Origin of the sequence: Capnocytophaga granulosa ATCC 51502 (assembly GCF_000411115.1) — a bacterium.
Taxonomy (GTDB): domain Bacteria; phylum Bacteroidota; class Bacteroidia; order Flavobacteriales; family Flavobacteriaceae; genus Capnocytophaga; species Capnocytophaga granulosa.
In genome coordinates this window covers 430159-449649 of the sequence record NZ_KE150253.1, presented here as the reverse complement: position 1 = coordinate 449649, position 19491 = coordinate 430159, and the positions used below count along the sequence as shown (strand labels likewise).

Annotated in this window: 19 protein-coding genes; 6 read left to right on the top strand and 13 right to left on the bottom strand. The window is 42.0% G+C overall.

Going from position 1 to position 19491, the window contains the following annotated elements; all coding sequences use genetic code 11:
• The first annotated feature begins 12 nt into the window (after nucleotides 1-12).
• From HMPREF9331_RS07095 to HMPREF9331_RS07070, 6 genes are all read left to right on the top strand, one after another.
• A complete protein-coding gene (locus tag HMPREF9331_RS07095) occupies nucleotides 13-975 on the top strand; it encodes a GSCFA domain-containing protein (protein ID WP_016420315.1) in 963 nt (320 codons plus the stop codon).
• 91 nt (nucleotides 976-1066) lie between these two features.
• Complete coding sequence (locus HMPREF9331_RS07090; RefSeq protein ID WP_009642200.1) at nucleotides 1067-1297, top strand: addiction module protein; 231 nt, start codon at nucleotides 1067-1069, stop codon at nucleotides 1295-1297.
• Entirely contained in the window at nucleotides 1284-1583 is a 300-nt protein-coding gene (locus HMPREF9331_RS07085) for a type II toxin-antitoxin system RelE/ParE family toxin (protein ID WP_016420314.1), read from the top strand. The genes HMPREF9331_RS07090 and HMPREF9331_RS07085 overlap by 14 nt, the downstream gene beginning before the upstream one ends.
• A 3-nt stretch (nucleotides 1584-1586) precedes the next feature.
• Nucleotides 1587-2204, top strand: coding sequence for a DUF4230 domain-containing protein (locus tag HMPREF9331_RS07080; RefSeq protein ID WP_009642146.1), 618 nt, complete (start codon nucleotides 1587-1589; stop codon nucleotides 2202-2204).
• A 70-nt stretch (nucleotides 2205-2274) separates the two neighbouring features.
• Nucleotides 2275-3582 (top strand): Na+/H+ antiporter NhaC family protein, encoded by a 1308-nt coding sequence (locus HMPREF9331_RS07075; protein WP_016420313.1) that lies wholly within the window; start codon nucleotides 2275-2277, stop codon nucleotides 3580-3582.
• Between the two features lie 18 nt (nucleotides 3583-3600).
• Entirely contained in the window at nucleotides 3601-4515 is a 915-nt protein-coding gene (locus HMPREF9331_RS07070; protein ID WP_016420312.1) for an alpha/beta hydrolase family protein, read from the top strand.
• A gap of 5 nt (nucleotides 4516-4520) precedes the next feature.
• Here HMPREF9331_RS07070 and HMPREF9331_RS07065 read toward each other — a convergent pair whose 3' ends face one another.
• The 13 genes from HMPREF9331_RS07065 to HMPREF9331_RS07005 all read right to left on the bottom strand — a co-directional run bounded on the left by HMPREF9331_RS07065 (nucleotide 4521) and on the right by HMPREF9331_RS07005 (nucleotide 19456).
• Nucleotides 4521-5579, bottom strand: coding sequence for a DUF6688 domain-containing protein (locus HMPREF9331_RS07065; RefSeq protein ID WP_016420311.1), 1059 nt, complete (start codon nucleotides 5577-5579; stop codon nucleotides 4521-4523).
• 111 nt (nucleotides 5580-5690) lie between these two features.
• Nucleotides 5691-7826: a S46 family peptidase gene (locus HMPREF9331_RS07060; protein ID WP_016420310.1), complete on the bottom strand. Its 2136-nt coding sequence runs from the start codon at nucleotides 7824-7826 to the stop codon at nucleotides 5691-5693.
• Nucleotides 7827-7912: 86 nt separating this feature from the next.
• Nucleotides 7913-9154, bottom strand: coding sequence for a peptidase U32 family protein (locus tag HMPREF9331_RS07055; protein ID WP_016420309.1), 1242 nt, complete (start codon nucleotides 9152-9154; stop codon nucleotides 7913-7915).
• 44 nt (nucleotides 9155-9198) lie between these two features.
• A complete protein-coding gene (locus HMPREF9331_RS07050; RefSeq protein ID WP_040357157.1) occupies nucleotides 9199-10638 on the bottom strand; it encodes an SGNH/GDSL hydrolase family protein in 1440 nt (479 codons plus the stop codon).
• A 72-nt stretch (nucleotides 10639-10710) separates the two neighbouring features.
• Nucleotides 10711-11388 carry a TIGR02117 family protein gene (locus HMPREF9331_RS07045; protein ID WP_234945851.1) on the bottom strand — a complete coding sequence of 226 codons (678 nt, stop codon included), beginning with the start codon at nucleotides 11386-11388 and terminating at the stop codon, nucleotides 10711-10713.
• Nucleotides 11389-11396: 8 nt separating this feature from the next.
• Entirely contained in the window at nucleotides 11397-11885 is a 489-nt protein-coding gene (locus HMPREF9331_RS07040; RefSeq protein ID WP_016420306.1) for an SMI1/KNR4 family protein, read from the bottom strand.
• Between the two features lie 22 nt (nucleotides 11886-11907).
• Nucleotides 11908-12591, bottom strand: a complete 684-nt coding sequence (locus tag HMPREF9331_RS07035) for an RloB family protein (RefSeq protein WP_016420305.1) — start codon at nucleotides 12589-12591, stop codon at nucleotides 11908-11910.
• A 5-nt stretch (nucleotides 12592-12596) separates the two neighbouring features.
• On the bottom strand, nucleotides 12597-13856 hold the full coding sequence (locus tag HMPREF9331_RS07030) for an AAA family ATPase (protein WP_016420304.1): 1260 nt from the start codon (nucleotides 13854-13856) through the stop codon (nucleotides 12597-12599).
• Between the two features lie 75 nt (nucleotides 13857-13931).
• Nucleotides 13932-14516, bottom strand: a complete 585-nt coding sequence (locus tag HMPREF9331_RS07025) for a GrpB family protein (protein WP_016420303.1) — start codon at nucleotides 14514-14516, stop codon at nucleotides 13932-13934.
• A 24-nt stretch (nucleotides 14517-14540) separates the two neighbouring features.
• Nucleotides 14541-17327 carry a DNA polymerase I gene (gene polA, locus HMPREF9331_RS07020; RefSeq protein WP_016420302.1) on the bottom strand — a complete coding sequence of 929 codons (2787 nt, stop codon included), beginning with the start codon at nucleotides 17325-17327 and terminating at the stop codon, nucleotides 14541-14543.
• A gap of 89 nt (nucleotides 17328-17416) precedes the next feature.
• Nucleotides 17417-17986 (bottom strand): YceI family protein, encoded by a 570-nt coding sequence (locus tag HMPREF9331_RS07015; RefSeq protein WP_016420301.1) that lies wholly within the window; start codon nucleotides 17984-17986, stop codon nucleotides 17417-17419.
• An 84-nt stretch (nucleotides 17987-18070) separates the two neighbouring features.
• Nucleotides 18071-19096 carry an FAD:protein FMN transferase gene (locus HMPREF9331_RS07010; protein WP_016420300.1) on the bottom strand — a complete coding sequence of 342 codons (1026 nt, stop codon included), beginning with the start codon at nucleotides 19094-19096 and terminating at the stop codon, nucleotides 18071-18073.
• The gene (locus HMPREF9331_RS07005) at nucleotides 19097-19456 is read right to left on the bottom strand and encodes a hypothetical protein (RefSeq protein ID WP_016420299.1); all 360 of its coding nucleotides are present in this window, start codon (nucleotides 19454-19456) and stop codon (nucleotides 19097-19099) included.
• Nucleotides 19457-19491: the final 35 nt, after the last annotated feature.

Here is a 19491-nt window from a genome sequence, read left to right as displayed (position 1 = left end):
AAATTTTACTTCATGAAACTCATCACTAAAATATCTATTCCTTCGGTGGCTGAAGCTAATCAACTCTCCTATACAACCCCTGTGGTGAGTATGGGTTCGTGTTTTGCAGCGCATCTACAAGAAAAGTTTGACTACTACAAATTACCATCTTTTGCACATCCCTTCGGTACGCTCTTTCACCCCTTGGCAATTGAGCGCAGCCTAGAGCGAACATGCCTTGGGCAACCCTTTACTAAGGCTGATTTCTTTCTACAGGACGATCTATGGCTGTCCTTGGACTTGCATTCCCAATGGGCTAACACCTCACTCCCCTCCCTCTTAGACCAACTCAATCAGCAGATTGCCTCTCTACAAAAGGCGCTTGCTAAGACTTCTTTTTTGGTAGTTACCTTAGGTACGGCTTGGGTGTATGAACACTTACCCTCAGGGAATATAGTGGCCAATTGTCACAAACAGCCCCAAACGCTTTTTAAGAAACAGTTACTCTCTTTGCCTGTGATAAAGACTTCTTTAGAGCACATTGTACAGTTGGTTCGGGAGCAACAGCCAAATATCAAGGTTATTTTTACCGTCTCCCCTGTACGACATCTCAAAGACGGAGCACAGGAGAATCTGCTTAGTAAGTCCTTACTTATCTGTGCAATCCATGAGCTTTTGGGGACAGGCTCCCCCAAGAAGGCGGAAGATCTCTTTTACTTCCCCTCTTATGAGATCCTGATGGATGAGCTTCGGGATTATCGCTTCTACAAAGAGGATATGCTACACCCCTCCGAGCAAGCTGTACAGTATGTATGGGAACGCTTCACTGAGGCTTTCCTTACCCCCTCCGCTCAGTCTCTTATGCAGGAAGTGGCAGCTATCCAGCGGGCTTTGGCGCATCGCCCTTTTAACCCCGAGGGGGAAAAACACCTGAAATTTCTCGCGAGTCTTCAAGAAAAAATAAAAATGGTAGAGGCAAAGATTCGTAACCAATGACATATGACAGGTGACAAATTATGCTAACTGATATATTGGCACATTTTTTGTGGTCATATCAATTTAAGGAATATATTATCATATCAAAATCATGGAAACTCTTACTATCAAACCTCCTAAAGGAATTAGCTTAGAAGATGCTAGAATTGCCCTTGAAAGACTCAATTTTCAAATTGTTGAAGAACAAATCTCTTTTTTTATCCCTGAAGACTACAAAAAAGAACTACACAGACGTAATGAGGAGCTAGAAACTCATCCCGAAACAGGTATTTCTTTGGAAGAAGCACGAAAAATAGTTTATAAAAAATATGGAAGAGTATAATGTTATTCTATCTTCTTTAGCTAATCAAGAGTGGGTAAATGTAATTGATTGGTATAATAGCAAAAAAGAAGGATTAGGCTTTGAAGTTTTTGATGAGATTGATGAATATTTAGTAAAACTAAAATCTACTCCTCTTATACACCGTAGGATTGATGGAGAAATAAGAATATCTTTGACTCCAAGATTTCATTTTGCAATATTCTATATTATTGTTGGAAATACTATACGTGTAATAGGAATTCGAAATCAAAGAGAAAATTATTCTGACGTTTTTAACCGATTATAACCCATGAAAAAACTATTATTAGGCTTAGTGATAGGCATTATTGCTGTGTTTGTACTACAATATTTCTTTAAAAAGGAAAAAGACGAAAGTGTACTTACCGAAAATAGTGCTCTCATTGCTCAAGAAATCAAAAATGTAGGCAAATTGGTAGTTACCGAAGGCTATTTCTCGGAGGTCATGACCTACCAAGATGCTAAAAAATACTTCAACAACTGGGTATCTTTTGACAAAAAAGCACTCGTTGTGGTCAATGCTGAGGCTACAATCGCCTATGACCTACACCAGCTCCGTTATGAGATAGATGAGGCCAACAAGGTAGTACGTCTTTTGTATATTCCCGAGGCAGAACTCAAGATATATCCTAAGGTACAATACTACAACTTAGAGGAAAGTTCCTTTAACCCCTTTACTGCCGAAGACCATAACAAGATTCAAAAGCGTGTTACCGACCTTATTACCAAAAAGATAGACCAATCTTCCTTTCGAAGCAATGCTCAAAATCGCCTCCTTACAGAACTCTCCAAACTGCTAATTCTCACCCACTCCATGGGATGGAGACTCGAATATACAGATACTCCTATAGAAACGGAAAGCGATTTATTACTACCACTTAAAAAATAATTCGCAAATTTGCGTTATGTTCTAATTATTTTTTCTACCTTTGCACTTTATTCTATAAAATCTTTTTACGATGTCTTTAGAACCAAAAAAAGCAAATGGTATCGCCCTTCTGCCCCTGATCATCTTTGTTGCGATCTTCTTATGGAGCGGTGTGCAGTATAGTAGTTTCTATGAGTTTCCTGCACCTATTGCAGTGTTGATAGGGATTGTGGCAGCTTTCTTTATCTTTCATCGCAATGGTATCAATGAGAATGTCAATGGCTTTATCCGAGGTTGTGGCAATCCAAGTATCTTGATGATGTGCCTAATTGCCTTGTTCTCAGGAGCCTTCAGTGTGGTTACCAAGAGCATAGGTGCTACCGATACCTTTGTGGAAATCACCAAGAACTACCTTTCATTGCAATACTTATATGCAGGCGTTTTTGTCATAGCCTCATTCCTCTCCTTTGCCTCTGGTACTTCGGTGGGGGCTGTGGTGAGTTTGGCTCCTATTGCGGCGGGTTTTGTGAGCTTGCCCAATGTAAATGTGGAGCTTATCGCTGGTTCGCTCTTAGGGGGGGCTATGTTTGGCGACAATCTCTCTTTTATCTCCGATACGACCATTGCCGCTACCCAATCACAGGGTTGTGAGATGAAGGATAAGTTTCGTATGAATGGGAAAATAGCCTTGCCTGCTTCTGTACTTACGGTATTGACGCTCATTATTATAGGTGTTTCTATTCACCCCAGCGGACATTCGCTCAGTCAGGGAGATGCTCCTATCCAATGGGTGAACTTACTCCCTTATATCACTGTAATCGTCTTGGCCATCGCAGGGCTTAATGTATATGTTACTTTCCTTATTGGCACCCTTATTTCGGGACTTTTAGGCTTTTGGTATGGTAGTTTTGACGTCTTAGGCTATTGTAAAACGGTCTTTGATGGTTTTGCCTCTATGAACGATATCTTCTTAGTATTCCTTTTTACAGGTGGTTTGGCTTATCTGATAGAAAGAGAGGGAGGTATTTCGTTTCTAACCCAAAAGATAGGAAAGTTTATCAACACCAAAGGGCGTGCTTTCTTCGGTATTGGTTTCTTAGTTGCCCTAATTGACGCAGCTGTAGCCAACAACACCGTAGCGATTGTCATCAGCGCCCCTGTAGCAAAGAAAATCAGCGAGGAATATAAGATTTCTCCTATACAAACGGCTTCTATCTTGGATATTTCTTCTTGTGTTGTACAAGGAATCATCCCCTATGGGGCTCAGGTACTCTTACTTATCAAGCTCTTAGGCACCGATGTCAACTATAGTAGCATGATTGCTCAGAGCTTTTATATCTGGCTACTGCTCCTCTGTATGATCGTCTTCTTTCTTAAGGGCGCGAAGAGTAAAGAATAATCTAAAAATACATATATCATGAAATGGTTTATCTTATTATTTTTCATCTCTTTAGAGGCTTTCTCTCAAGAGAAAAATTATGATAGCCTGCAAGTGAGTATAGACCCAGAAGTGCAGGGTACTTTACTCTCTCCTAAAGGAGAGAATCAGCCTCCTTTGGCGATATTGATAGCAGGTTCTGGACCCACTGACCGCGATGGGAATCAAGCTCTATTCAAGAATAATTCTCTAAAATATCTTGCTGAAGGATTGGCTCAAAAGGGTATTGCAACTTTTCGTTATGACAAACGTGTTATTGCTCAAATAAATAAAGCAACTGTACAGGAAGAGAAAATGACCTTTGAAGATGAGGTGAATGATGCGCTTTTGGTTGTAAATCATTTTAAGGATAAGTATAAGAAAATTATCCTTATAGGACACTATGAGGGATCACTGATAGGACTTCTTGTTGCTCAAAAGGTAGTAGTCTCTAAGTTTGTTTCTATCTCAGGAGCAGGCAATAGCAGCGCTACACTGATAGAAGAACAGATAGGTAAAAATGCTCCACAACTCAAGGAGGAAAGTCAGAAAATCATTAGCCAGTTAAGAAAAGGGGAACTCGTGGAGAATATTTCTCCCTATCTGGCGCCTGTCTTTAGAAAAAGTGTCCAACCTTATTTAATTTCTTGGTTCAAATATGAACCTGCCAAAGAAATCACTAAACTACAAATACCTATCCTCATCGTTCAGGGGACCAATGATTTGCAAGTGGAGGATAAGGAGGTACAACTACTTAAAGAAGCTCAGCCTAAGGCACAACTTCTTCTTATAGAAGGTATGAACCATGTACTAAAAAAAGTAAAGACATTGGAAGAAAACCAGCAATCTTATCTAAATCCTGATCTACCTATTCCTGAAGAATTGGTAGAGGGTATAGCAAGTTTTATAAAGTGAAAAACTCAAAACTGATACTGTTTCTCTATTTTTCGCTCTGGGGACAGACAAAAAGTATATAAGCAAAGCAAAAAGATCCACTCTAAAGGCTTCATCAGCAGATAAGTAATATTGGATGCTGTGGGAGTCTTTATTTTTTGGGAGAGGTTATACCCATACTTATCATAATTGGTACGTAGGAAATGGTGCAGCTTAGGAGAGAAATCTGCGATAAGCTCTTCAAAAGCATTGGCAATCTGTAGCTGGCGATTCACAATAATAGGCCTGCCCCCTCGCTTGCCCCAGCGCAACGGTTTCACTAAGCGTGGACTGCCACAAGCTGCTACTGTACAAAGATAGTGCCCTCTATGATCTAAGTAAGGAGGGTGATCATGTTGGGAAAACTTCCATTCGGTTGTCTCAGTAAAGCCTTTGACTACCGCATCATAGTCTTGGCCAAAAATCATCAGCAAGAGGGTCAAAAGTACAAAGATAGGAAAGACCAAGAGAACCGACCATGTAAGCACCGTAAATCGGGAAGAAAGGAGCAGATTGAGCTTATTGAGCCAGCGGTTTTTAAAGGTTTTAACAGAGAGTTCTTCCCTGACGGCCATAAGGGTACGACCTATAACCAATATGGCTATCAGGCTACTGAATATAGGAAACGAAGCTAATTCCTCTTCACGGTGATTCTCCCCTAAGAGCTGGCTGGCAATCGCTACATTGATAGCAATCCCTATATAGAGAAAGCATAAGCAAAGTACCAAGGGCAGTGGGGGCAACTTGGCCTTACGAACCCAAAGTGTCCAAAGCGCTATATGATACAAAAGAAAAAAGATTAGAAAAGTAAGCCTATACTGCCCCGAAATAAAGGTATAGTTATCATCTATAGGGTCTATAGCTTCCGTATATTCAGCACTGAACAACGAACCAAAAAACAAGAAAAATAAAAACCATAACACATATAATAGTGCTATAGGATATTGCCAAAAAGGAACATTTCGCTTATACAAATAAACACCTGTATAGAAAATTATAGCTAATGATGCTATAAGAATGACGAAAATGAATATAAAGCCCAACATAAGTCTTCAGAATTTAAGAAAAATCGCCTTGAAAACTTCTATTTACTATTAAATAAAGATTTTTCAAGGCGAAAAAATAACAATTAAATAAACAAATATAATGAAAAAACTCTACTTTACGAGTTTCATTTCATCTACTAAATAACCTGCACCAGCATACTTGTCTATCACAAAAAGTACATAGCGCATATCTACCATGATGTTACGACAAATCTTAGGATCATAGTGAATATCACTCATAGTACCTTCCCATACACGGTCGAAGTTTAACCCAATAAGATTTCCATGAGCATCAATAGCGGGACTACCTGAATTACCTCCTGTCGTGTGGCAAGTGGAAAGAAAACAAAGCGGCATCTTTCCGTCCTTTGTTCCATAACGTCCGTAATCTTTTTTAGCATACAGTTCGCGAAGTCGTGCAGGTACATCAAACTCATAATCCCCTGGTACATACTTCTCCATTACCCCGTCCAAGGTGGTAGTAGCACTATAGGTAACCCCATCGGCAGGGGCATAGCCTGCTACTTTTCCATAGGTAACTCTTAGGGTACTATTAGCATCAGGGAAGATTCTATCGGAAGGTTTAGAAAATTCCAAAATAGCTTTCATATAAGTGCGTTGGAGTGCCTGAATCTGAGTATCCAAACGCTGATATACGGGATATACTTGGCTGTCATTCATCTGAGCAAGCTCCATGACAAACTGTACTGCCACATCATTCTTTAAGGCCTGCTTATATGCATCGGCAGGAAGGGCGAGTACCTTGGCAATACCCTCATAAGAGGTTACAAAGGAGTCGGTATAGAGTCTCTCTGTAAGCTGTTTTGCATCAAAGTTTTGCAAGCTACTAACAAGTAATTGTTTAGGCATATTCTGTGCATAGAAAGCAATCACTTTTTCAAATACAGCTTTATCTACCTGCTTGTCATTGTCCTTGAAAACAGACTGGAAGGTCTTGAGCAAGTTTTCTTTTCTACTCTCAAAGGACTGTTCGCCTTTGCTTTCCAGCACTTGCTGGAGTTGTAACAAGCGAAAAGCATTGGTAAGCAGATCCACATTGCGGAACATCAACTCACTATAGAGGTTATAGGCCAAGTTGTAGGGTTCTATCTCCTTGTAAAGGGTGGCAAACTGAGGGAGCAGCTGTCCATACTGAGCTTGTTTGTTTGCCTTTTGCAACATTTGGGTAAATTTCTCCTCTTGTTGTTTTTTGAGAGCTACGGCATCAGACTTCTTTAGTCCCTTAGTCTCCCCTATCCATTTTTTCCAATAGTTGGCCACGCGGGCGAACTTGGCTGCGTATTTAATCTTAATTGCCTGATCCTTACGCATATATTCATCTTGTACCTTTAGAGCTACATCACGAATGCCTATTCTGGCTGGGTTGATCACATTTTGGATCTGCTCCACAGCTACCGCTGGCAAATACTCTTGAGTAGTACCAGGATAGCCGAAGACCATCACGAAATCACCCTCCTTCACACCCTTAAGTGAAACAGGGAAAAAGTGCTTAGGTCTATAGGGTACATTGTCTAAAGAGTACTCCGCAGGGTGGTTGTTCTTGTCTGCATAGACACGGAAGAGGGAAAAATCCCCTGTATGGCGTGGCCACACCCAGTTATCGGTATCTGAACCAAACTTACCAATAGAAGAAGGGGGTGCCCCTACTAGGCGAACATCCTTGAAGGTCTCTGTGATAAAGAGAATATATTGATTCCCATAATAGAAAGCCTTTACACTCCCCTCTTGCCAAGCCTCTTTGGGGGCATCCTTAATTACCTGAGCGATATTCTGTTCTATACGTTGGGCTTTCTCTGCTTCATTGAGTTGCTCTGTTCCCTTGAGTACTTGCTGGGTAACATCTTCTATACGAACGATAAAGGTTACTTTAAGGTCCTTGTTAGGCAGCTCCTCAGAGAGGTTCTTTGCCCAAAAACCATGTTCCAAATAGTCGTTTTGGAGGGTAGAATGTGCCTGAATCTGCCCATACCCACAGTGGTGATTGGTCAGCAATAGGCCACGATCGGAGATGATCTCCGAAGAACACCCTCCATTGAAGTGAGGAGCCGCATCCTTAAGACTTGACTTATTCACGCTATAGATGTCTGTAACAGACATCTTCATGCCCAAGGTCTTCATCTCCTTGGCATTCATTCCTTCCAAAAGCGAAGGAATCCACATACCCCCCTGCTGTGCGTGAAGTACAATCACACTGAAAAACAGGGCTACTTTTAAAAATCTCTTCATATAAAAAATGATTAATGTTCTATGTGGGTGGCGCTTCTCTATATGGGCGATACCTCCATGTAAGGGCGAATTGCCATTCGCCCCTACTATGCTTTTACAATCTTATACAACTTATCCGAAGGACGAGTACGGAAATCGGTAAAGAAGGTGCAGGAATCACCTTTTTTAGCATTATCGGCTAGCACATCATTCACATACATATCCTCCAAGACCAGCTCTTGTACCCCCGTGGTAGGGCCAGTGATAAGGAGCTTGTCTCCTCGCTTGATATCGAAGGCCTCTATCTTAAACTCGGAAATACTTGTCTTCGGGAAAAAGTGCATAGCCTTACCTATATATACCTTTTTCTGAGTGGCTTGGGATCCTGGTGCTCCGCTCCATTCGCCTAATTTCTGGCCAAGGTAATAGCCCCCCCAGAAGCCTCGGTTATAGACAGTAGCCAAAGCCTCCATCCATACCGCTACTTTCTCTTTAGTATAAGTACCTGCATAATAGGCATCTATCGCTTCTCTATAGGTGCGAATCACAGTAGCTACATATTCAGGGGCACGTCCGCGGCCTTCTATTTTGAGCACCTTAGCCCCTGTATCTATCACTTGGTCTAGGAAGTCCAAGGTGCAGAGATCTTTGGGGGACATCATATATTCGTTGTCCAACTCTATCTCAAAGCCACTTTCTTGGTCTATAACAGTGTATTTTTTACGACAGTTCTGCTTGCAAGCCCCTCTATTAGCCGAGGAATTATGCGAGTGCAGGCTTAGGTAGCACTTACCTGAGACCGCCATACAGAGTGCCCCGTGGCCAAAGATCTCTATCTCTACCAAGTTGCCCGATGGGCCTTTGACTTGGTCTCGCTCTACCTGTTCGCAGATTTTCTTAATCTGACGGAGAGAGAGTTCTCGGCTCATGACCATAGTATCAGCAAAAAGTGCGTAAAACTTGACCGTTTCTATATTCGTTATATTAATCTGGGTAGAGATATGCACCTCCATCCCTATTTGTCGGGCATAGGCGATCACGGCCTGATCCATAGCAATCACCGCAGTAATGTCGGCCTGCTTTGCCTTATCTAACAAGGTTTTGATAATAGAAAGGTCATGATCATAGATGATCGTATTGAGCGTCAGATAAGTGCGTACATTCTTTTGCTTACAACGATGGGAGATTTCCTGTAAGTCGTCCAAAGTAAAGTTGATACTGGAGCGTGCTCTCATATTGAGCTGCTCCACTCCAAAATATACTGAATCAGCCCCATTGTCCAAGGCTGCTTGTAAAGATTCAAAGCTCCCCGCAGGAGCCATCAGTTCTATCTTTCCTGATGAAGTCATTAATAATGGTTAATGGTTAATGATTAATAGTTAATGATTGATGGTTAATCATTATTGTAAAAGTTCATAATAGTATTTCTATGTAAGAGGCTATCCCTGGAACTTTCTATTTGTTGTTCTAACTCCTCTGGAGTGGCTTTAGGATTTTTGTAACCTAAGTAGCGCTTCATCAGCTCTCGGTAGAGGAGTTGGGCAACCTTTTTGGTTCCTCGTGCATTAAAGTGTGTATAGTCCTTTCCTGCCAAAGGAGGGTTGGCTTTTACCCATTTGAGCATGGAGCCTTCCCCTCCCATTAGCTCATAGAGATTGATAAAACCTGCTTGGGTATCTGCCGCATAGGCCTGTTGTGCTAAGGAAAGCGGCACCACTGCTGCATCTGTTTTCATCTCGGTGCCATACTTAGAGGACTTATCGGCTGTGGAGATAATCAGAAAAGAGGCCTTGGGAAAGCAGGTACGCAACTGTTCCACTACCTTGGCCATTCCCTTCTGATACCAACTGTAATCTAAAGAACCATAGTTGAGCACATTAGCCCCAAAGTGTAGTACAATAAGGTCATAAGTACCTAAGGCTGTATCAAAGTCCCGCATCAGTGCCGTGTTAAACAACGAAAGAGGCAAACCCGAATTCCCTCTACTGGAGAAGTTATCCACATGTACCCCACTGAAATCCGCAGAGTTGACCCCATAGATGGGAATAGAATCCGCCTTAAAGAAATTGATACGTACCCCCTTTACATTACCCTGGGCTAGAGTAATCGTATTGAGCAACTTATCTGTTGTCAGAGGCTTTACCACACGTGTTGTGTCCCCTGGGTAACGTATTTCTATATAAGCATCATGATTGGCAGACTTTCCATAAAACAAGGTAGGGGTATATAGTTGAGAGATATGCGCTTGCTGGGAAGCATAGTATTCTACCCAGGCGGGAGATCCCTTGACAAAGAAGACTTGCCCTGCTACCCCAAAAGGACGGGTAGGGCGCTTTACATTCACATAAGATTCTCGTTTCCAGTTACCTGAATAGGTATGTCGCACACTCCCTCTGGAGGCAGCCGACTCTGAAGTAATAGGCAAGAAGCCGATACCATTTCCTCCGAAATTCATTTGGAAAAGAGCTCGTAAGTCCTGTACAATAAAGTCTCCATCGGTCATGGAGTCCCCAAAATAGCCAATACGTATATGTCCCTCTCCAGTACGTTCTAAGTGTTGTAGTTTCTCAAAGAAAGGGGTGAGTTGATCCGCTACTTGTGGGGAAAGTGTATCTACCTTCTTGGCAATAAGGCTATCCTGAGGTTTATTGTCCAAAACCTCGTCTATATCCTTACCCGCAAGTGCCTCCAGCATCAGGCTATCCACAACTATATGAGTAGAGGAAGTACCTTCTGGGAAAATACGTGTAGGCAAATACGGCTTTAACCCTACAAATATAAGGGTCGCCAAGGCTAAGATATAAAAAGATTGCTTGAAATAAGACGAATTCACAGGGAATAAAGACTATAAAAAACCAAGGAGCAAAAATACGAAATTAATGATTAATGATTAATGATTAATGTGTTAATTTTTTTCTTGATAATTTCGCATCACTCCAGAGGCAAAAGGTGTCCATACACAAGCGCGTATTCCGCTGTTTTTGAGCATCTTATTTGTCCAAGTATTACAAGTGAAAAACAGCTGATAGTGTCCCTTGGCCTCATAAAAGGCATCGGTGTCACCATAGACCGCATCGGTAGGCACCAGCACGCCCCTACCCTCTTGTAACACAAAGGTTTGCGCAATATGGGTCACCAACTGCCTATACTGGGCGGCACTAAGCGAGAACGATACTGATTGCTCATCGGTAGGAATTTCATTATAAAAAGTAGCATGCATCAGGGTACCTCCCTGCCCTGTAACCGCCTGAAAGGCAGTAGTGAATTTTAGGTCTGCCCAAGTGGGTGTTTCCAAGTAGAATTTCCTGCAACCCCAGCCTAAAGCGATATAGCGACTTTGGCCTTTGCCTCGTGTATCTTGCTCACTGACAATTGTTTGCCAATCAAAGAAAGCATTCTTTACAGGCATCACAATATCGGTATGTGCTCCATTGGACAACAGCCAAATCGTCTCTTCCCCCTGCAAGACTTCTTCCGTATTGACGGCAATGCGAGAGAGTACCGCTGCCGAAAGCAAATAAAGCAACAGAAAGGCAACAAAACCTGCTATGCTATAACCGAGGTATTTTAAAACTTTTATCATCTTTTTCATCATCCCTTACAAATTTCCATTTCTTCTTCAAGCCACTGAGAGAAAGGCATAAGATCCGTATCCTCTTCCCATTCCTCAGGAGGAACATCAGAATAAAAAATACCAAACTGATCTTCTTCGCCCAATACAAATCCTGCCTGATGACCTACATTGGGATAGCAGACTAAAAGGATATGAGGGAATAAATAGACACCTGTCCCTTCAAAGACCTCTTTAGCATAGCTCTCCCATTGTTCTGGTGCATAGAACTGATGGGAAAAACCCCTTTCATCCTCAAAAAGGGTACAAGCTCCCAAGGTAAGGAGGAAAGTTTTGAAGTCCTCAGGTAGGCGAACGTTATATTGCTGTTCAAAGTTGGCAAGTTCTTCCTCGGTAACCTTTGCTTGTTGGGTAAAGCGGTAGGTTTCATTGCCATAATGAACAGGCTTTCCTGCACTTTGTCGCAATAGGTTTTGTAGTATTGTAAGGTTTTCTTGAAAGGTGCTCATGGTCTTCTATCTTTGTAATATACTATGTTCTTTTGTGTTCGTTGAGTAAGCGCACTAACTGATATACTAAGGTTACTGGTTTTTGTTGGTGATATGGCAGATGCTTTTGCTTAAGGTACAACTTTTCAGCACGCATAATAGCTTGTAATTCAGAGGAATTACTATCCTCATGTAATAATGTATAGAGTCTCTTACAGAAGTCAATCTTTTTGCCATTCCTTACATAGTTCATCTTAAAACATTTTCCTAATTGCTCATAGTAATATTCTCTATTTTGAGTGCTTTGTATATCCTTATAATGTAGCAATAGCCATAGTTCAAAACAATCATTGGAATAAGCTACATTGTAGTCTAAAGATTTGGCCTTATCTATAGAATTATCAAAGAGGGTAAAGTCCTTATCCGTATTTTGCACATCCATATCAAACACACACCATATCTCATCGAAGGTAAAATCCTCATTTTTTACAATCTCTTGAGTGGCTTCTACCAAACTCATCTTAGATTGTCCTTGTAGGTTTATACATCTGACAGATAGGGAAATCACAGGAAATCGGTTAAAATACCATTCCTCTGTCTGTCCTTCACAAACTATTAGTATGGTTTTATTAGCCTCCCTATCAGACTCATACTGATAGCTATTTTTTCGTTTTTCCCAAGGTTTTCCTTGGTCTATAACTTTTACCGCTTTTGTCTTCTTACCCATACTACTTAGGAATTGGCTGCTAATTCTGAAAAATCTTCTACCAAGGGTATAGCCCCATACTTACCATGTCTGTAATCTTTCTCAAATGAGGCTTGGGCTCGTATTCCATTTATTTGTGCTAAGCTGTATAAGTGGCTCGCTCCTGCTTCGTCCTTTTCAACAAATTCAATTTGGTCACGCCTTAGAAAGCTACTTGATAACAAAGATGTGTCATGGGTGACAAAGATAAACTGTGTTTGTTTGTTCTCTTCTGAGTTAAATAACTGCACTATTCGCTTGGTCAGAAGAGAATGAAAACGTGCATCAAACTCATCAATTACTAATGGGCGACCTTCTTTCACCGCTTCATAGATGTAGGGACTCAGTTCAAAAAGCTTACGAGTACCCTCTGATTCGTATCTTTCAAAAGAAAACCTCCCATGAGCTAACCCTCCCATATATTCCTTTTTAGAAACGAGTAGTTGTGGTTTTTTCTTTTCTTCAAAGTTATCAGATTTTTCAGCTTCTATGACTTCTAAGTCTTGGATAGAGGTATCTCCTTTTTTTAATATATTGAGAATAAACTCTTTCTTAGACGCTTCTTTCAGGGCTTCTGTTGCATAACTCATCATGGTAGGGTTGCTTAATCCACTAATGATATTAATGCTGTTTAGATTACTTGTAATCTGCTTGGATATCTTTCCAAAACCAAAGGAAGCCAATACAGTAAGAAACAAATTAGTAGGCAAAAGCATTTCACCAGAGTCTTCTCCTTGTTGGGTAAGGTTCATATAAACGACCCCTTCTGCAAAATTTGTCTTATCTATCTCATTGATAGCATTGTCCTCACGAATAAAATAGCAAAGTTCTCGCCTTCCTTTCTTCCCATAGAGCCATTCGGAGGTAATCTTGCCTGTTTTGGCTTCAAATCCATAACGATATCTTACCTCTTCTATATAGAAAATCATCTGAAAGAAAGTCGGTTGGTCTATGGTTTCAGCACTCACAAAAGAATCTATAAGAGAAAGCACCTTGCTATCTCTCACTGAATCGGATACGATTTTTAGAAAAGCCTCCAGCGCTTTCACTACATTGCTTTTTCCACTGGCATTCGCCCCATAGATAGCTTTCGTCTTTAGGAAAGCCCCCTCTTTGTACTTGAAAGTATGTGTAGGCTCCAAAGCAATATCCTGAACGGAAGTCAGATTTGCTTTAGAAAGGCTTATTGTCTGTATCTCTTTGAAAGAACGGAAGTTACCAAAACTAAAATCTTGCAGAATTACCATAATATCGCTTTTTGCATATTTATTGCAAAAATACAAATAAGAAATGATTTGACAAAATTTTTCTTAGGATAAGATCTATTCATAACGTCCTTTATAGAGTTCTTTGGCTATCTGTGTGTATTTTGTTATGAAATCAGTCTTATGAGCTGTATAAGCATCCCTATCATGTTCATAAGGTTTCCACAAGGAAATCTTAAGCGCCTCATATTGCCTTGCCACTAACAAATGTTCCTGCAAATAGTCCCGAAAATACAACTCATCATTATCTCCCCAATAACGCAAATGCAAGTGAAATACCTTATTAGCAAAGCCCTGTAGGGTATATCCTTTGTTAAAAGAGAGTCTTGTAGGAGACTCATTCATACAAAGATAACCTACCTGAAGAAGTATCTCTTTTATCTGTAAAAGTGGAGTGGTCAAATCCAACTCCACTAATATATCTATAATCGGTTTTGCCCATATTTCACCAATGGCAGTACTGCCTACATGACTAATCCTAAGCACTTTATCAGAAGGTAATCTTTGCAAAAGAAATGTTTTTTCTTCCTCAAACCATGCTTTCCAATGTGGGTTATAAGGTGAAAGAATGATGGGAAATAGTTGCCATAGTTCTGCAAGCGACATTCTTAACAACGGATTGGTCTGTTCATCATTAATCATTAGTCATTAGTCGTTAGTCATTATTTAGTGTGCTTCTAACCAATTATTTCCTGTTCCTATCTCCACGATAAGAGGAACGGAAAGCTTGTAAGCCTGCTGCATTTCTTCACGGATAAGCGGGGTTACCACTTCTAATTCGGGTTTAGGTACATCAAAAAGCAATTCGTCATGTACTTGTAGGAGCATGCGGGTAGACAAGTGTTCCCTCTCAAGGCGCTGAGCTATACGCACCATGGCTATTTTGATAATATCGGCAGCACTTCCTTGTATAGGAGCATTTACCGCATTGCGTTCGGCAGCACCTCTGACTACCTGATTGCGCGAATACACGTCAGGCAAGTAGCGACGACGCCCTAAGATAGTCTCTACATAACCATGCTCACGAGCAAAAGCTATCTGTTTTTCTATATATCCCTTGAGCTTGGGGTAGGTTTGGTAATAGGTATCAATAAGCTCCTTGCTTTGGCTACGAGTAAGAGAGGTTTGTTGGCTCAGTCCAATGGCCGATACCCCATAGATAATCCCAAAGTTGACCGTTTTGGCATGGCTACGCTGCTCCTTGGTGACCTCTTCTATGGGCACTGCGAAAACCTTCGCCGCCGTGGAGCGATGGATATCCTGTCCCTGAAGGAACGCCTCTATCATGTGGTCTTCCTCACTCAGGGCAGCGATGATACGCAATTCTATCTGAGAATAGTCGGCTGAGAGCAGGGTATAGTCCTCATTGCGAGGAACGAAAGCCTTGCGAATCTGGCTGCCTCGCGGGGTACGAATAGGGATATTCTGCAAATTGGGTTGGTTACTGCTAAGCCTACCTGTGGCTGTTACCGCCTGCATAAAGGTCGTATGTACCCGCCCTGTACGCGGATTCACCTCACGAGGAAGGGCTTCTATATAAGTGCTTTGGAGCTTCTGCAAGGCTCTAAATTCCAATACATTGGCTACAATAGGGTGCTCAGAGGCCAACTGAGAGAGTACCTCCTCGGAGGTCGCATATTGTCCTGTCTTGGTCTTCTTGGGCTTGGAGAGCAATTTCAGTTTTTCAAAGAGTATATCCCCCAACTGCTTAGGTGAAGAGAGGTTAAAGGACTCGCCTGCTTGGTCAAAGATGGTTGTCTGTAGTGCTATCAGATCGGTATTGATTTCTTTGGAGAGTTCCCCCAAGAAATGGGTATCCAAGCGAATCCCCTCATATTCCATTTGTGCCAACACTTTCACCAAGGGTGCTTCTACCTCGGTAAAGAGCTTGACCATCTGGTCTTTTTCCAATAGCGGAAGGAAAGTATGTTTGAGCTGGAGGGTAACATCGGTATCCTCTACCGCGTACTCTTTTTGCAATTCAGCGGGTACAGCACGCATGGTCAGCTGTCCCTTCCCTTTTTTGCCAATGAGGGTATCTATGGCAATAGGAGTATATCCCAGATAAGCCTCCGAGAGCAAATCCATGTTATGACGCATATCTGGATTGAGCAGATAGTGGGCAATCATGGTATCAAAGAGCTGGCCACGAACTTCAATTCCGTAATTGGTCAATACTTTCAGGTCATACTTAAGGTTTTGCCCTATCTTGAGAATCGTTGTGGATTCGAAAAAGGGTTTCAGCACCGAAAGCCATTGCCCTGCCAAGTCAAAATCTTCTGGAAAGAGGATATAATAGCCCTTATGCACCTCCCATGAAAGCGCCAAACCGACAATCTGCGCTTCCAACTCGTTAAGAGAGGTCGTTTCAGTATCAAAACACACCTCTTTTTGTACCAAAAGCTCAGGCAGCAAAGCCTCTACCTCCGCCTGAGTGGTGAGTAGTTGGTATTGGTGCGGTACTTCCTTAATCGTTTTGAGCTTTTGGGTTGGTACTGCTTCGGCAAACATGGGCTGGGTAGCCACAGGCGAGGAAAGTCCCGCCAAGGAAAACAAATCAGGTTGGGCAGCAGGTGCCACTCCGAAGGCCTTTTGTAAGGTAGCAAGCATAGTACGGAACTCCAATTCCTCAAAGATAGGCTTGATCTTATCCATCTGAGGTGCAGAAAGTTCGAAATCCTTTTCGTCAAAGGTAACAGGCACATCCAAGAGAATACGTGCAAGGGTTTTGGAAAGCAACCCTTTTTCCTTATTCGCCTCTATATTCTCTCGGAGCTTACCCTTGAGCTTATCGGTATTGGCTAAGAGGTTTTCTAAAGAGCCATATTCCTTAAGGAGCTTTTGGGCTGTCTTCTCTCCTACCCCTGGTAGGCCAGGGATATTATCCACCGCATCGCCCATCATCCCCAAGAGGTCTATCACCTGCTCAGGGTATTCTACTTGAAAATTCTCCTTGACCTCTTCCACCCCCCATATCTCTACCTCATTGCCTCCACGGGCAGGCTTATACATAAAAATATGAGGAGAGACCAGCTGGCTATAGTCCTTATCTGGAGTTACCATATACACGGTATAGCCCTGTTTTTCAGCCTGTTTGGAAAGGGTCCCTATAATATCATCCGCCTCATAACCTTCCTTTTCTATGATAGGAATCCGCATAGCTTCCAGAATCTGATGTATATAGGGAATGGCCAAGCGAATCGCCTCAGGCGTCTCATCTCGGTTGGCCTTGTATTCGGGATAAATAGCTGTGCGCTGCTGACTCCCTCCCTTATCAAAGCATACCGCCAAGAGGTGAGGTTGCTCCTTGCGAATAACCTCCAATAGTGAGTTCATAAACCCCACTATGGCCGAGGTATTCATCCCCTTGGAGTTGATACGAGGGTTCTTGATAAAAGCATAATAGCCCCTGAATATCAAGGCATAAGCATCTAATAGAAATAATTTTTTCATCTCAGTATATTCTTTTTATAAAAAAACCTTTGGCAAAAAGGCTTCACCAAAGGTCTCTCTAACAAAAACACAAAATTCACAAACACAGATTAGAAGGTAGGCATCACAAAGGTATGAATCGTGAAATTGTCCTCAATGGCCTTATCTCCTAAGTTGGAGAAAAAGCTACCTGAACCATACTTGATGTCATACTGCGTACGGTTGATTACCACCGTGGAGGCAAAGCCCTCAACAGCTGTTCTAAGTAGTTCCACGGTTACAGGCTTGGTGATTCCCTTGATGGTAAGATCCCCTTCTGCCTTATAGCCTGCTTGGGTCTTGGTAACTGTCTTTAGCTTCAAGGTAGCAGTAGGAAATTTCTTAACCGCAAAAAAATCGTCGGACTTAAGGTGTCCTTCCAATTTTGCTTTTCCCTTAGCGTCCATATCCTCATCAGTAACAGTTAAGGTGTTCATATCCACCACAAAAGAGCCACCAACGAGTTCGTTGTTCTTATAGGTAAATTCCCCTGAACTAAAGGTAAGAGTACCCTTATGACCTGCTCCTACTACTTTTTTAGCCTCCCACTGGAGATTGCTAGCTTGCAGATGGAGCTTTTTGACTTGCCCCATAGCCACCGCAGCTACAAATAAGGCAATAATGCTTAGTATTTTCCTCATAAAAATTAGTATTTATCACTGGGCAAAGATAATAATAAAAATGGAATAAACAAGGTAAAAGTCAAAAAATTAATATACAGATGCCTACTCTTCAAACTCTACCTTAAAGTTCTCTGTTACATACTTTTGTATCTGTCCCTTATGCGCCTCATCGGAGTAGAGCAATACCGCCCTAAGCTCCTTATGAGCTTTAAGAAATGCCTTAGCTGGCTCAACCCCGCCCAAGGCCATAAGAGTGGTCGCATAGCCATCGGCCAGCATAGCCGAAGGAGCTACAACTGTGGCACTCAATAGGTTACTGGGTTGTGGACGACCTGTCTTAGGATTGATAGTATGTACATATTTCTGCCCTGTTAGGGAATCCGTCCAGAGCTTGCGATAATTACCCGAAGTAGCCAACCCACAATCGGTCAGCTCCACCGTGGCAACAATCTCCCTATCTTCATCAGGCTTTTGTAAGGGATTGTCTATGCCTATCGTCCAAGACTTGCCCTTGAGGGTGTTTCGCCCATGAATAACTAGCTCGCCCCCTACCTCTACAATAAAGTTGGTGATCTGCTTGGAAAGGAAATAATCGGCAATCACATCGGAGGTATACCCCTGTGCTATCGCATTGAAGTTCAACTGTATATTAGGATTATCCTTTCTTATAAAAATACCTTTGGGGGTGTCATTGATATGTACCTTGTCCATACCCGTTAGGGCAAGCAAACTATCTATTTGCTTTTGGGTAGGAGGGGTATGGTTTTCCTTTTTGCCAAAGCCCCAAGCGTTGATCAGCTGTCCGATAGAGGGGTCAAAGGCTCCTTTACTCTGCCAATATATGTCAAAAGAAGCTGAAATAACTTTCTCAAAATGAGGATCTATAGGCAGGCGTTCGCCTTTGTTTATCTTACTAATCAAGGAGTTATCTATATAGGTAGACATAGATAGGTCTATCACCCGCAGTATAGAATCCACAGCCGTTTTCTCCACTGGTTGGTGAGCAATATAGGTAATCCCATAGGTAGTGCCTTGTGCCTCTCCCCTTATATAATAGACGTTTTCCTTGGATACTTGCTGACAAGCAACGGCGAGAACCGCTGCAAATAAGATGTATAGGTATTTCATTTATTCAATCTTTAATAATCCTCTAAAATCAACTTGGTAGGACTTACCCTGTTCCAATGGAGCCAAAGGGTTCTCTACATCATAGAGTCCTACCCCAGCCCAATAGGTGTCTGCCTTATGCTCCGCTGCCTTGCGGCGTACTTTTTCCATAAAGGCTGGGTCATACACATCGGGATCGTCCCCTTGCAGAATAGGGCGTACTATAATAAAACTCTTCTTCCCCATGGGGTCTATACAGACAAATTGTGGGTTCTTCTTTCGGTCACTATTGACCAACAGAAACTCCCAACCTAGCTCCTGCAGGGCCTCCCCTACGATATTCATCGCTAAATTATGTAATTCTTGTTCCGTTAGTGGCATTTCTTTATTGTTAATGACTGTGGGCTGACTACTGG